At 70.4% G+C, this 14,267-nt stretch carries 11 protein-coding genes; 1 reads left to right on the top strand and 10 read right to left on the bottom strand.

Annotated features, from left to right (window positions below):
- Positions 1-11: 11 nt before the first annotated feature.
- On the bottom strand, positions 12-1,013 hold the full coding sequence (locus tag ACWCQK_RS12405; protein WP_451154788.1) for a TraR/DksA family transcriptional regulator: 1,002 nt from the start codon (positions 1,011-1,013) through the stop codon (positions 12-14).
- A gap of 599 nt (positions 1,014-1,612) precedes the next feature.
- On the opposite strand from ACWCQK_RS12405, the gene ileS reads away from it, so the two are divergent.
- Positions 1,613-4,744 (top strand): isoleucine--tRNA ligase, encoded by a 3,132-nt coding sequence (gene ileS / locus ACWCQK_RS12400; RefSeq protein WP_451154786.1) that lies wholly within the window; start codon positions 1,613-1,615, stop codon positions 4,742-4,744.
- Between the two features lie 660 nt (positions 4,745-5,404).
- Here ileS and ACWCQK_RS12395 read toward each other — a convergent pair.
- The 9 genes from ACWCQK_RS12395 to ftsW all read right to left on the bottom strand — a co-directional run bounded on the left by ACWCQK_RS12395 (position 5,405) and on the right by ftsW (position 14,177).
- Complete coding sequence (locus tag ACWCQK_RS12395; protein ID WP_451154784.1) at positions 5,405-6,688, bottom strand: DivIVA domain-containing protein; 1,284 nt, start codon at positions 6,686-6,688, stop codon at positions 5,405-5,407.
- Between the two features lie 52 nt (positions 6,689-6,740).
- Positions 6,741-7,031 (bottom strand): YggT family protein, encoded by a 291-nt coding sequence (locus ACWCQK_RS12390; RefSeq protein WP_385787238.1) that lies wholly within the window; start codon positions 7,029-7,031, stop codon positions 6,741-6,743.
- A gap of 50 nt (positions 7,032-7,081) precedes the next feature.
- Positions 7,082-7,723, bottom strand: a complete 642-nt coding sequence (gene sepF / locus ACWCQK_RS12385; protein WP_451154782.1) for a cell division protein SepF — start codon at positions 7,721-7,723, stop codon at positions 7,082-7,084.
- A 128-nt stretch (positions 7,724-7,851) separates the two neighbouring features.
- A complete protein-coding gene (locus ACWCQK_RS12380; RefSeq protein WP_451154780.1) occupies positions 7,852-8,571 on the bottom strand; it encodes a YggS family pyridoxal phosphate-dependent enzyme in 720 nt (239 codons plus the stop codon).
- A 6-nt stretch (positions 8,572-8,577) separates the two neighbouring features.
- Positions 8,578-9,315: a peptidoglycan editing factor PgeF gene (gene pgeF / locus ACWCQK_RS12375; protein WP_451154778.1), complete on the bottom strand. Its 738-nt coding sequence runs from the start codon at positions 9,313-9,315 to the stop codon at positions 8,578-8,580.
- Positions 9,312-10,502: a cell division protein FtsZ gene (ftsZ, locus tag ACWCQK_RS12370; protein WP_451154776.1), complete on the bottom strand. Its 1,191-nt coding sequence runs from the start codon at positions 10,500-10,502 to the stop codon at positions 9,312-9,314. The genes pgeF and ftsZ overlap by 4 nt, the downstream gene beginning before the upstream one ends.
- Before the next feature lie 277 nt (positions 10,503-10,779).
- Positions 10,780-11,577, bottom strand: a complete 798-nt coding sequence (locus tag ACWCQK_RS12365) for a cell division protein FtsQ/DivIB (RefSeq protein WP_451154774.1) — start codon at positions 11,575-11,577, stop codon at positions 10,780-10,782.
- Between the two features lie 137 nt (positions 11,578-11,714).
- Complete coding sequence (gene murG, locus ACWCQK_RS12360; RefSeq protein ID WP_451154772.1) at positions 11,715-12,809, bottom strand: undecaprenyldiphospho-muramoylpentapeptide beta-N-acetylglucosaminyltransferase; 1,095 nt, start codon at positions 12,807-12,809, stop codon at positions 11,715-11,717.
- Between the two features lie 6 nt (positions 12,810-12,815).
- Positions 12,816-14,177, bottom strand: coding sequence for a putative lipid II flippase FtsW (gene ftsW, locus ACWCQK_RS12355; protein WP_451154770.1), 1,362 nt, complete (start codon positions 14,175-14,177; stop codon positions 12,816-12,818).
- Between the last annotated feature and the right edge of the window lie 90 nt (positions 14,178-14,267).

Below are 14,267 nucleotides of genomic sequence, written 5' to 3'. Positions count from 1 at the left end.
CCGCGCACCGATCAGGAGCGGCGCTCCTGCTTCTGCTTGCACTCGACGCACAGGGTGGCCCGCGGGAAGGCCTGCATACGGGCCTTCCCGATGGGGTCGCCGCAGTTCTCGCACAGGCCGTATGTGCCCGTGTCCAGCTGCTGCAGGGCGCGCTCCGTCTGGGTGAGCATCTCGCGCGCGTTGGCGGCCAGCGACATCTCGTGCTCCCGCGTGATGTTCTTGGTGCCGGTGTCCGCCTGGTCGTCGCCCGCGCCGTCCCCGGAGTCCCGCATCAGGCCCACGAGCGACTCCTCGGACGAGGTGATCTCGGCCCGCAGCCGCTCCGCCTCGGACAGCAGCTCGGCCCGTGCCTCCTCGACCTCCTCCGGCGTCCAGGGGTCCTCCCCGGGACGTACGGCGAGCTCGCCGGGCCGCGCCGCGGCGAGCCGCGCCTTGGGGACGGCACTGTCCGCCGCCGTGGCCGTGCCAGGAGTCTTCTTCGCAACCACCGTCGTGGCTCCCGTCTGCTCCGCGGCCTGTGCCGCGCCGACCTTCTTGGCCGTGCTCTTCCCGGCCGCGCTCTTCGCGGCGGCGGTGCTCTTGCGGGCCGTGCTGTTCGCGCCGCCCGTGGCCTTGGCGGCGGCCCGGCCTCTCGTGGCGGCCGCGGCTTTCGTGCCGTTCTTCGCGCCGGCGGTCCTCGTCGCCGCCTTCTTCTCGGCCTTGTCGGCCTTCTCTGCCTTGCCGGCCTTCTCGGTCTTCTCGGCCTTCTCGGACAGTTCGGTCGTGTGCGCGGTTGCCGGTTTCTTCGTGACCGGCTTCGTCGTGACCGTCTTCTTCGAAGAAGCCGGTGTCGCGTGCGCGAGCGGCACTTCCGCGGGAGCGGCGTCCGACGGAGTCGTCCTCACGGCTCGCGTACCCCTTCCCGCCTGCGCGCTCTTCTTTCCGCCCACGTCCTTGACCGCGCCGTCGGAGGCCGCAGCGCTCGTGGACCTGCCGGACGCCGACTGCTGTACGGCGGTCTTCTTCGCCACCATGGTCGCGGCCCCTTCACATATTGTGATCTTGCTCGCGAATCGTGCTGGGACGATAAATCGACTTGAGTCCCTCGGCAACGGGGCACGCCGCCCGATCCGCCCGCCTCGCGCGTGCCGCGCGGCCGACATGCAAGCGTTGTGCCCAGCTCCCCGCCGGGTAATCCGTCCGGCCCGCCGTCCCTGAATCCGAACAGGCGTACCTCGCCATTCGGGGCATCCCGGACGCCCCGCGCCCGCGCGCCCCAGGCCCGGAAATCCGGTCGGCCACCGTCCGCGCGGCGCCGTACACTGGGCGAAGCGAAAAGCATGGATGGGGACGAGTAGCGGCGTACGCAGCCCAGAGCGACCCGGGGACGGTGGGAGCCCGGGGGCGAGCGCGACGCGAAGATCACCCCGGAGCCGCCGGAAGAACGCCGCAGCAGGACAGCAGCGGCCAGTAGAACCGGCTCGCGACCCCAATGAGGGGGCTCACCGGCGCACAGGGCGCATCGGAGGGCCAAGGAGGGTGGTACCGCGGGAGCGCGCCGCACACGGCGTAGACAGGCAACAAGGCTCTCGTCCCTCCGACGGAAGGCAGCACGTCCGCCGGAGGAAGATCGATGACGTCGTACCGCCAGGTGCCCGCCCAGGTCGACCTGCCCGCGCTCGAGCACGAGGTGCTCGATTTCTGGCGCGAGCAGAAGATCTTTGCCAAGAGCCTGGACCAGTCCGAGGGCCGCCCCGAATGGGTGTTCTACGAGGGTCCGCCCACCGCGAACGGCATGCCGGGCGCCCACCACATCGAGGCGCGCGTCTTCAAGGACGTCTTCCCCCGCTTCCGCACCATGCGCGGCTACCACGTGGCCCGCAAGGCGGGCTGGGACTGCCACGGCCTCCCGGTGGAGCTGGCGGTCGAGAAGGAACTCGGCTTCAGCGGCAAGCAGGACATCGAGGCGTACGGCATCGCCGCGTTCAACGCCAAGTGCCGCGAGTCCGTGACCCGCCACACCGACGCCTTCGCCGAGCTGACGACCCGCATGGGGTACTGGGTCGACCTGGACGACGCGTACCGGACCATGGACCCGGAGTACGTCGAGTCGGTCTGGTGGTCGCTGAAGGAGATCTTCGACAAGGGGCTGCTGGTCCAGGACCACCGCGTCGCCCCATGGTGCCCGCGCTGCGGCACGGGCCTGTCCGACCACGAGCTGGCCCAGGGCTACGAGACGGTCGTCGACCCGTCCGTGTACGTCCGTTTCCCGCTCACCTCCGGTCCGCTGGCCGGCGAGGCCGCGCTCCTCGTCTGGACGACGACCCCCTGGACGCTGGTCTCCAACACGGCCGTCGCCGCCCACCCCGAGGTGACCTACGTCGTCGCGACGAACGGCGAGGAGAAGCTCGTCGTCGCCGAACCCCTGCTCGCCAAGGCACTCGGCGAGGGCTGGGAGACGACCGGCCAGACCTTCACCGGCGCCGAGATGGAGCGCTGGACGTATCAACGTCCCTTCGAGCTCGTCGAGTTCCCGGAGCCCGCGCACTACGTGGTGAACGCCGAGTACGTCACGACCGAGGACGGCACGGGTCTGGTCCACCAGTCCCCCGCCTTCGGTGAGGACGACCTCAAGGTCTGCCGCGCCTACGGCCTGCCGGTGGTGAACCCGGTCCGCCCGGACGGCACCTTCGAGGACGACGTCCCCCTGGTCGGCGGCGTCTTCTTCAAGAAGGCGGACGAAAGGCTCACGGAGGACCTCAAGGACCGCGGTCTGCTCTTCCGGCACCTGCCGTACGAGCACAGCTACCCGCACTGCTGGCGCTGCCACACCGCGCTCCTCTACTACGCGCAGCCGTCCTGGTACATCCGCACCACGGCCGTCAAGGACCGTCTCCTCCAGGAGAACGAGAAGACCAACTGGTTCCCTGAGACCGTCAAGCACGGCCGCTTCGGCGACTGGCTGAACAACAACATCGACTGGGCGCTGTCCCGCAGCCGTTACTGGGGCACCCCGCTGCCGATCTGGCGCTGCGAGGACGAGCACCTCACCGTCGTCGCCTCCCGCGCCGAGCTCACGCGGCTGACCGGCACCGACCAGTCCGAGCTGGACCCGCACCGCCCGTACATCGACGAGGTCACCTTCGCCTGCCCGCAGTGCGAGAAGACGGCCACGCGCGTGCCGGAGGTCATCGACGCCTGGTACGACTCGGGTTCGATGCCGTTCGCGCAGTGGGGCTACCCGCACAAGAACAAGGACCTCTTCGAGTCCCGCTACCCGGCGCAGTTCATCAGCGAGGCCATCGACCAGACCCGCGGCTGGTTCTACACGCTGATGGCCGTCGGCACGCTGGTCTTCGACAAGTCGTCGTACGAGAACGTCGTGTGCCTCGGCCACATCCTCGCCGAGGACGGCCGCAAGATGTCCAAGCACCTGGGCAACACCCTCCAGCCGATCCCGCTGATGGACCAGCACGGCGCGGACGCCGTGCGCTGGTTCATGGCGGCCGGCGGCTCCCCGTGGGCGGCCCGCCGGGTGGGCCACGGCACCATCCAGGAGGTCGTCCGCAAGACGCTCCTGACGTACTGGAACACGGTCGCCTTCCAGGCCCTGTACGCCCGTACGACCGGCTGGGCGCCGAGCGCGGCGGACCCGGCCCCGGCCGACCGGCCGATCCTCGACCGCTGGCTGCTGTCCGAACTCCACGCGCTCACCGACCAGGTGACGCAGGCTCTGGAGGCCTACGACACCCAGCGCGCCGGCAAGCTCCTGTCGGCGTTCGTCGACGATCTGTCCAACTGGTACGTACGCCGCTCCCGTCGCCGTTTCTGGCAGGGCGACAAGGCGGCGCTGCGCACCCTGCACGAGGTCGTCGAGACCGTCACCAAGCTGATGGCCCCGCTGACCCCGTTCATCGCCGAGCGGGTCTGGCAGGACCTGGTGGTGCCGGTGACCCCGGGCGCCCCGGAGTCGGTGCACCTGGCGTCCTGGCCGGAGGCGGACCTGTCCGCGATCGACCCCGAGCTGTCACGGCAGATGGTCCTGGTCCGCCGACTGGTGGAGCTGGGGCGTGCCACGCGCGCGGAGTCGGGCGTCAAGACGCGCCAACCCCTCTCGCGCGCGCTGGTCGCGGCGACGGGCTTCGAGTCGCTCGACCGTGAACTGCACGCGCAGATCACCGAGGAGCTGAACGTGAGCGCGCTCGCGTCGCTCTCCGAGGTCGGCGGCTCGCTGGTGGACACGACCGCGAAGGCCAACTTCCGCGCGCTGGGCAAGCGGTTCGGCAAGCGCGTCCAGGACGTCGCCAAGGCGGTCGCGGACACCGACGCGGCGGCGCTGTCCCTGGCACTGCGTGAGGGCACGGCGTCGGTGGAGGTCGACGGCGAGACGATCACCCTCGGCCCGGACGAGGTGATCATCACCGAGACCCCGCGCGAGGGCTGGTCGGTGGCCTCCGACTCGGGTGCCACGGTCGCCCTGGACCTGGAGATCACGGAGGAGCTGCGGCAGGCGGGCCTGGCCCGTGACGCGATCCGCCTGATCCAGGAGGCCCGCAAGAACAGCGGCCTCGACGTGGCCGACCGGATCGCGCTGCGCTGGACGTCCACGGACCCGGCGGTCATCGCGGCCCTGGCCGAGCACGCGGCCCTGATCGCCGACGAGGTCCTCGCCACGGACTTCGCCCAGGGCGAGGCGGACGACTCCTACGGCGAGCCGTTCACGGACGAGGGCCTGTCCCTGACGTTCCACCTCCACAAGGTGTAACCAAGCCCACAGAGGGCCCGGTCTCCCCCAGGGGAAACCGGGCCCTCTCCCACGCCACCCCGCCACTCCGGTCCCAGCCCCCGGCAGGCAGCACCGAGAGAGCAACCCCACACCGGCCCGCCCCGGCCCCACCACCGCACCCAGGCCCCACGGAACACACCCCCGCTTCACCGATCGCCCCCGCCCTCGGGCGACCGCCCAGGGCCAGTCCTCTCCCCCTGGACGCAGCCCCCTCCGCCGACCCGGCCGGGCTCGTCTCTCCCGTCCCCCCGTCCCGGGACCAGGCGCCTGAGCCCCTCCGCCCGGATGTAAGGGCCCGGAGCTCGCCGGGGGCGGAGTCGGCCGGGCTCTCGCCCTGCGTGGGGCCGACCCGGCGTGCGGACGGGCCGGGCGGAGCACGCCTGCCGGTGTCGCGGAACACACACGTCCGACGGCGACGCACCGCTCGTGCCCCCAGCGCCGGTACCGGGCGTCCCGGGCGCAGCGGCGGCCCCCGGACCGGCGGTCACCCCCGCGCCCAGCCGGCGCCGGCAGCCTCCGTACCCCATGAACGTGTTCCGCGTCACCGTTGTCAACACGCGTAAAAAGGGCGAGGCCCCGGATAAGAAATCCGGGGCCTCGCCCTGAACGCTGCCGACGCCTGAGGCGTAGCTCTGGCCGTCAGTTGTCGTCCTCGTCGATCAGGAACCCGCGCATCGGCGAGGGCGCCTGACCCATCGGCGACGGGCCCTGCGGCCGCACCGGCGCCATCGGCTGGGTCATGGCCGGCGTCATCTGCTGCTGGCCGCCGTAGGACGGGGGAACGGGGCTCGGCCCGCCACCCATGCCCTGGCTGGTGCCGTACGACGGGGCGCTCGCGCCGGCCGGGGCCATGGAAGGCGCCGGGGACGGCGGCAGAGACGCGGCCGCCGGGGTACGCGGCGGAGCCAGCGAGTCGTCGGCCTGGGTCTCCAGCTGGCGCAGCTGCGACTCCAGGTAGGACTTCAGACGCGTACGGTACTCGCGCTCGAAGCCGCGCAGGTCCTCGACCTTGCGCTCCAGCGTGGCGCGGGCGGACTCCAGGGAGCCCATCGCGACGCGGTGCTTCTCCTGCGCGTCCCGCTCCAGGGCGTCGGCCTTGGCACGGGCGTCACGCTCGAGACCCTCGGCGCGGCTGCGGGCCTCGCCGACGATCTTGTTGGCTTCGGAGCGGGCCTCGGCGATCGCCTGGTCGGCGGTCTGCTGGGCCAGCGAGAGGACACGGGCGGCGCTGTCGCCACCGGGGCCCTGACCGGGGCCGCCCATCGGACCGCCCATGGGGCCGCCCATCGGGCCACCCATCTGCTGCTGCATGGGGGGCTGGCCACCCATCGGTCCCTGGCCCATCGGACCCTGACCCATGGGGCCCTGGCCCATCGGACCCTGACCCATCGGACCCTGACCCATGGGGCCCTGACCCATCGGACCCTGACCCATGGGGCCCTGGCCCATCGGACCCTGGCCCATCGGGCCGGGACCCTGCGGACCACCCTGACCACCGGGACCGGCGGGCAGCTGCGGCGCACCGCTCGGCAGCTGGGGCGGGCCACCCATGGGGCCCCCCATCTGCTGCGGCGGGCCCGATATGCCGGCCGGCACGGGGCCGCCGGGACCGCGCATGCCCTGCTGCGGCATCCCCTGCGGAGGCATGCCTTGCTGCGGCATTCCCTGCTGGGGCATGCCCTGCTGAGGCATGCCCTGCTGCTGGTCCTGTTCCGGGGGCTTGCGCATGTTCTGCTGGTTCTGGGCAGCAGCACGCGTGGCCGCGGCCAGCTTGGCGCGCAGGTCCTCGTTCTCGCGCAGCAAGCGCGTCAGTTCGGCTTCGACCTCGTCGAGGAAGGCATCGACCTCGTCCTCGTCATAGCCTTCTCGGAGGCGGACGGTCGTGAACTGCTTGTTCCGCACGTCCTCGGGGGTCAACGGCATCTCTTCACCTCAACGTTGTCATCGGCAGTCGGCAAGACCGTATCGTCCACTGTCACCTCGCGAGACTTCCCACGACGGAGATCAGGATATAGACGATGATCATCAGTACGAAGAAGGACAGGTCTAGCGCCACGCCCCCGAGACGCAGCGGCGGGATGAACCGCCGCAGAAGCTTCAGCGGTGGATCGGTGACAGTGTAGGTGGCCTCCAGAACGACCACCATCGCCTTGCCGGGTTGCCACGAGCGGGCGAACTGGAAGACGTAGTCCATGACCAGCCGGAAGATCAGAATGATGAGGAAAAGCAGCAGCGCGTAGTAGATCACCTGCGCGAACACGCTCATGACTTGTGCTTCCCTCTCCCCTGTTCCGTACGACGATCCGGTCCTGCGTCTCAGCTCTGGTTGAAGAACCCGCCCTCTGCGATGCGGGCCTTGTCCTCCGCCGTGACATCGACGTTAGCAGGCGACAACAGGAACACCTTCTGCGTCACCCGCTCGATACTGCCGTGAAGACCAAACACCAATCCCGCCGCAAAGTCGACAAGTCGCTTCGCATCTGTGTCATCCATCTCAGTCAGATTCATGATCACCGGGGTGCCCTCGCGGAAGTGTTCCCCGATGGTACGGGCCTCGTTGTAGGTCCGGGGGTGAAGCGTGGTGATCCGGTACGGCTCTCGTTCCGACACGACCTTGGGCATGATCACCGGGGCGTTCTTCTCCAGGCTCTGACGTTCTTGTGTGATGGATGCCACGGGCGCGATCCGCGCCGGACGCCCGGATTCCGCGGCGAGCGAGGCGGCGCGGGGCATCGGGTCACGAGGAGGTGACGGTTGCACCACTCGTACCGGTTCGTCCCTTTGCGCCTGATGTGTCCCGTGCAGTGGGTGCGACGGCTCGTGCCGCCGGTGGTCCCGCTCGGGCTCCGGGTCCAGTTCGGGTTCGAAGTCGTCGTCGGGGTCGAAACCCCGGCCGTCGTACCCATCGTCCTCCACGAGGCCGAGGTAGACCGCCATCTTGCGCATCGCGCCGGCCATGCTCTGAGTCCTCCGCTCTGTGGTGGATCCGCTGACGACTGCCAAGTCCCGCGATCCACGTGGCCCTTGCATCCGCCTTTCGGCGGTAATGACCATATTTTCTGCTGTGGTCCGACTTTCTGGCGACGTTACCCGAGCCTGGGGCGGACTCCGAGTACCGCAGTGCCGACGCGTACATGTGTCGCTCCGGCCGCCACGGCCTCCTCGAGATCCGCACTCATCCCTGCCGAGACCATGTTCGCAGCCGGATGGGCTCGGCGCAGGTCGGTCGACAAATCCATCAACCGCCCGAACGCCGCCTGTTGGCGCCCCGCGTACTCCCCGGTGAGCGGGGCCACCGTCATCAGTCCGTCGAGCCGCAGCCCCGGAGCCCCGGCGACCAGATCCGCCAACTCCGCGATTCCGCCGGGTGCGACGCCGCCCCGCTCGCCCCGCGCGCTCTCCCCCGCGTCCAGGGCGACCTGGAGGAGACACCCCAGTTCGCGCCCGGCGCGCACGGCCTCCTTCGACAGGGCGGTCACCAGCCTGGAACGGTCGACGGACTGCACGACATTCGCGTAACCCGCCACCGATCGCACCTTGTTGGTCTGCAATTGACCGACAAAGTGCCAAGTAAGGGGCAGATCGGAACATTCAGCAGCCTTGGGCGCCGCGTCCTGGTCCCGGTTCTCGGCCACGTGACGAACGCCGAGTTCCGACAGGATCCGCACATCGCTCGCGGGATAGGTCTTGGTGACCACGATCAGGGTCACCTCCTCGCGCTCGCGGCCCGAGGCCGCACACGCGGCGGCGATGCGCTGCTCCACTTTCGCCAGGTTTGCGGCGAGTTCGTCCTTACGGTCCGTCATGCCCCATCAGTCCAGCCAGACGTAGCCGGCGAGCCGCCCGGTGGTGCGGTCGCGCCGGTACGAGAAGTGGTCGCCGGACTCGAGCGTGCACACCGGCGACTGCTCCCGGTCGTACACCCCGAGCCGTTCGAGCTGCGCGTGCACTCCGGCGGCCACGTCGACCGCGGGCGTGCCCCAGCTCGTCTCGGCGTGCGCCGCCGGCTCGACGGCGGCCACCTCGGAACGCATCGCTTCCGGCACCTCGTAGCACCGGCCGCAGACGGCGGGACCGGTGCGGGCGACGATCCGGGCGGGGTCGGCGCCGAGCGCCCGCATCGCGTCGACGGCGGCGGGGACGACCCCGGCGATCATGCCGGGCCGGCCGGCGTGCGCCGCGGCGACCACTCCGGCCACCGGATCGGCCAGCAGGACCGGGACGCAGTCGGCGGTGAGCACCGCGAGGGCGAGCCCCCTGGTGGCGGTCACCAGAGCGTCGACCGGCGGGACGGGCCCGGTGGTCCACGGTCCGTCGACCTCGGCGACGTCGTTGCCGTGCACCTGGTTCATCCAGACCACCCGGGCCGGGTCGAGCCCCAGCGACTTCGCCGCGAGCTCGCGGTTGGTGCGTACGGCGTCGGGGTCGTCGCCGACCGCGCCGCCGAGGTTGAGCTCCTCGTACGGAACGGCGCTCACCCCGCCCCACCTGTCGGTGAAGGCGAAGTGCGCGCCGTTCACAGTGCCCGTTGCGGAGCGCTGTCCTATCACTTCAGGAAGTCCGGTACGTCGAGTTCCTCGGCCGCGCTGTCCGAGTAGCTGCGCGACGGCGGGACCGGCGGGCCGACCGGGAGGTCCTGCACCGGCTCCGGGGCGGGCGCCGGCTCCTCCTTCGGCGTGACGCTGCCGAGCGAGCCGAAGGACGGACGGCTCTCCTGCTGCCGCGCGGGGGTGGGCTCGTCGCGCCGGGCCGAGGACGACCCGAGGACGTTGTCCCGGCGGGCCGGGGGCTGGCCGCCGTCGAAGCCGGCCGCGATCACGGTGACCCGCACCTCGTCGCCGAGGGCGTCGTCGATGACCGCGCCGAAGATGATGTTGGCCTCGGGGTGGGCCGCCTCGCTGACCAGCTGAGCCGCCTCGTTGATCTCGAACAGGCCGAGGTCGGAGCCGCCGGAGATGGAGAGCAGGACGCCCCGGGCGCCGTCGATGGAGGCCTCGAGGAGCGGCGAGGAGATCGCCATCTCGGCCGCGGCCACCGCGCGGTCGTCGCCACGGGCCGAACCGATGCCCATGAGGGCCGAGCCGGCCTCGGACATGACCGACTTCACGTCGGCGAAGTCGAGGTTGATCAGGCCGGGGGTGGTGATCAGGTCGGTGATGCCCTGGACGCCGGAGAGCAGGACCTGGTCCGCCGACTTGAACGCGTCGAGCACCGAGACCTGGCGGTCCGAGATGGACAGCAGCCGGTCGTTCGGGATGACGATGAGGGTGTCGACCTCTTCGCGGAGTTCCGCGATGCCGTCCTCGGCCTGGTTCGCGCGGCGCCGTCCCTCGAAGGTGAACGGGCGCGTGACCACGCCGATGGTGAGCGCGCCGAGCGAGCGGGCGATGTTGGCCACGACGGGCGCGCCGCCGGTGCCGGTGCCGCCGCCCTCGCCGGCCGTCACGAAGACCATGTCGGCCCCCTTGAGGACCTCCTCGATCTCCTCGCGGTGGTCCTCCGCCGCCTTGCGGCCGACGGCCGGGTTGGCGCCGGCGCCGAGTCCACGGGTGAGTTCGCGGCCGACGTCGAGCTTGACGTCGGCGTCGCTCATCAACAGCGCCTGCGCGTCCGTGTTGATGGCGATGAACTCGACGCCCTTGAGACCGACCTCGATCATCCGGTTGATGGCATTGACACCACCGCCGCCGACACCGATGACTTTGATGACTGCGAGGTAGTTCTGCGGTGCTGCCACGTCGAAGGCCTCTCGCCTCGAGTTACGTGTCGCCGCCTCGCCGTGTTGCGATCCGACGACTGATGCCGAAATGGGACGGTCCGTAACGCCGACCCGAACCCTAACCCTGAAGTTTAGGGTTACCAGTGTGTCTGTTCCGTGGAGTCTTCTGAACAGGACACTAAGTCGACAAGTGGCGCACGTTCAACGAACACGCCGAACCTCCCGTTTTTCTTTTCACCCTATGTGATCAGGCGTAGCGCTGCCCAACCAGGGTGCTGGCCTGCGCAGATGTGCGTCAACTCACCGCTGACGCGGGGGCGGTGGGGGTGCTGACATCGAAGTACCGCGCGTCGGAAGCCGCTTTCATCAGGGCGGTCAGAGTACGGGCCTTCAGCGCACCCTGCTCACCACTGCCCCACACGACGGTCCGGCCGGCGGTCAACTCCAGCGAGATGTCGTCGTAGGAACGCACCTTGACGGCCCGGGTCGCGCGGGCGACGGCGGACGGGATGTCCCGGGCGACCCGGACGGCCTCCAGAACCAGCCGGTCCTCGTCGAAGCGCCGCAGGCTCGCGGCGGCCGAACCCGTCCGCGAAACCGACAATTCCAGCGCGGGAATGCCTTTCGGGGCTTCAGAAACCGTGGCGAAACGGACGCCCTCGTCGTCCACTTCGACGAAGGCGGCCCCGTTGCGCACCAGCAGCACCGGTGCACGCTCGGTCACTTTCAGGCCGATTCCGTGAGGCCAGGAACGGACCACATCAACCGCGTCAATTCGGGGCAATTTCCTGCGCAGTCGTGCCTCGATCTCATCGGTGTCGACCGAAACGAGCGGCGCTCCGACCGGTACGTCGGCGGCTTCGCGCACCTGCTCGGGGGTCAGCACGCCGGTGCCCGAGACCGACACCCGCTGCACGCGCAGCCACTGCGAGCCGTACAACGCCCAGACTCCGCCCGCGCCGAGGAGGACGCCGGCGAACGCGAGAATGATGATCACACGAAGCCGGCGCCGCCCGAACCTGCGGACGAGGGGCGGGCCGGACGACGACTCCTGCCGGCGTTCACCGCGCTCGGCGATGGTGGGTCCGGCCACGCGCACTCCCTTCGTGGCTCGCTCACGTCCGGGACGCCCGGACCGGTGTCGAGAGTCCGACCGCGCTCGGCCCTTCGGGCCTGCGCGCGCTCATCGCCTCGACACCGCCGTGCCCCTTCGGCTCACGCGCCGATGCGTTACTGGTGACGGCGCGAGGCGATCGCCTCGTAGACCATGGCGACGAGCAGGTCGTCGGCGTCCCTGCGGCCGAACTCGCTGGCGGCGCGGGACATCTCGTAGAGCCGGTGCGGGTCCGCCAGCACGGGCAGGACGGTCTCCCGCACCCACTCGGGCGTGAGTTCCGCGTCGTCGACGAGGAGACCGCCGCCGGCCTTGACCACCGGCTGGGCGTTCAGCCGCTGTTCGCCGTTGCCGATGGGCAGCGGGACGTAGGCGGCCGGCAGTCCGACGGCGGAGAGTTCGGCGACGGTCATCGCGCCCGCGCGGCAGAGCATCATGTCGGCCGCGGCGTACGCGAGGTCCATCCGGTCCACGTACGGTACCGGGATGTACGGGGGCATCCCGGGCATCTGGTACACCTGCGGCAGTTCGTTCTTGGGGCCGACCGCGTGCAGGATCTGGATGCCTGCCTGCTGGAGCCACGGCGCGACCTGCTGGACCACCTCGTTGAGGCGGCGGGCGCCCTGCGAGCCGCCGGAGACGAGCAGCGTCGGCAGGTTGGGGTCGAGCCCGAACGCCGCGCGGGCCTCCGGGCGTACGGCGGCCCGGTCGAGGGTGGCGATGGAGCGGCGCAGCGGGATGCCGATGTAGCGGGCGTCACGCAGCTTGCTGTCCGGGGTGGAGACGGCGACCCGGGCCGCGTACCGCGAGCCGATCTTGTTGGCCAGGCCCGGGCGGGCGTTGGCCTCGTGGATCACGATCGGCACGCCGAGGCGTTTGGCGGCGAGGTAGCCGGGCAGGGCGACATAGCCGCCGAAGCCGACGACGGCGTCCGCCTTGGTGCGCTCCAGGATCTGCTCGGCCGCCTTGATCGTGCCGCGCAGCCGGCCCGGGACGGTGATCAGCTCGGGAGTGGGCTTGCGCGGCAGCGGCACGGCGGGGATCAGCGCGAGGTCATAGCCCCTCTCCGGTACGAGCCGGGTCTCCAGGCCGCGTTCCGTGCCCAGGGCCGTGATCCCCACCGTGGGGTCCTGCCTGCGCAGGGCGTCCGCGAGGGCGAGCGCGGGCTCGATGTGGCCGGCGGTCCCCCCACCAGCGAGTACGACATGCACCGAAATTCACCGCTCTCCGGACGAGCGCGCCGCCGAGGCACGCCGTCGCATCGTGTTCCATCTCCGAGGCCCCCGATCGGGCGCGGGGCCTCCAGACCGCTTTCTACCAAAGCGGGTCTGCCGCATCGCAAGCGCCGCCCGCGCAGCGGGTTCGTCGCGCGCGAAGGCGATCAGCAACCCGATGGCGAACATGGTCGGCAGCAGGGCGGACCCCCCGTAGGAGAACAGCGGAAGGGGAACTCCGGCGATCGGCAGCAGGCCGAGCACCGCACCGATGTTGATCACCGCCTGAGCGACGATCCAGGTGGTCACGCCTCCCGCGGCATACCTGACGAAGGGGTCCTCCGTGCGTCCGGCCACGCGGATACCCGCATAGCCTAGAGCCGCGAACAGGGCGAGCACCGACAGCGTCCCCGCCAGACCCAGTTCCTCGCCGGTGACGGCGAAGATGAAGTCGGTGTGCGCTTCGGGGAGTTGGCCCCATTTCTCCACACTCGCACCGAGCCCTGAACCAAAGATTCCGCCCGAGGCCAGGGCGTAGATGCCGTGCACGGCCTGCCAGCAGTCGACCGGGCCGCTGTGCGGCTCGGTGGCGCCGATGCAGGAGAGCCGGGCCATCCGGTTCTGGCTGGTCTTGATGAGGATCACGCCGATGGTGGCCGCGATCGCCAGCACGCCGACGAACAGCCGGGTCGGCGCGCCCGCCAGCCACAGCAGCCCGAACAGGATCGCCGTGAGGATGATCGCGGTGCCCATGTCGCCGCCGAGCATGATCAGCCCGAGCAGCAGGAAGGCCACCGGCACGAGCGGCACCAGCATGTGCTTCCACTGGGCCAGCAGTTTCTTGTCCTGTTTGCGCGCGATCAGGTCCGCACCCCACAGCACCAGCGCGAGCTTGCCGAACTCGCTGGGCTGGATCTGGAAGGAGCCGCCGAGGGAGATCCAGTTCTGGTTGCCGTTGACCGCGACTCCTATGCCCGGCACCTGCACCAGAGCCATCATGAAGACCGCGCCGGCCAGGATCGGATAGGCCAGCGCGCGGTGCAGTGTCACCGGCATCCGGGAGGCGAGCAGCAGCAGTCCGCCGCCGATGGAGGCGGCCAGGAACTGTTTGCGAAAGAAGAACGACCCCGGCAGCGCCATCTGCAACGCCGTGATCTGGGAGGCCGAGTAGACCATCACCAGACCGAGCACGGTGATCAGCAGACTGCCGCCGAGGATCAGGTAGTACGCAGTCAGCGGCCGGTCCCACGCTCTGCGGGCCCGCAGGTAGAGGACGCGCAGCGGATTGGCGCGCGCGGGGCGGGCGCCGGACGGGCGCCGGGCCGCACGCTGTACGGGCGGACGCCCGGTACGGCTACCGGGCATCGGCGTCTTCGCTGTACGTCGGCCTCGACGGTCCCACGCGTCCCTCCCAGAGTCGCCCGGCAGGCGGCCGGGTCAGCGGAGATGTCCGAC

The sequence above is a fragment of the Streptomyces sp. NPDC002306 genome, assembly GCF_053593435.1.
Note: the sequence above shows the minus strand (reverse complement) of the source record. Positions and strands in the feature narration are given on the sequence as shown.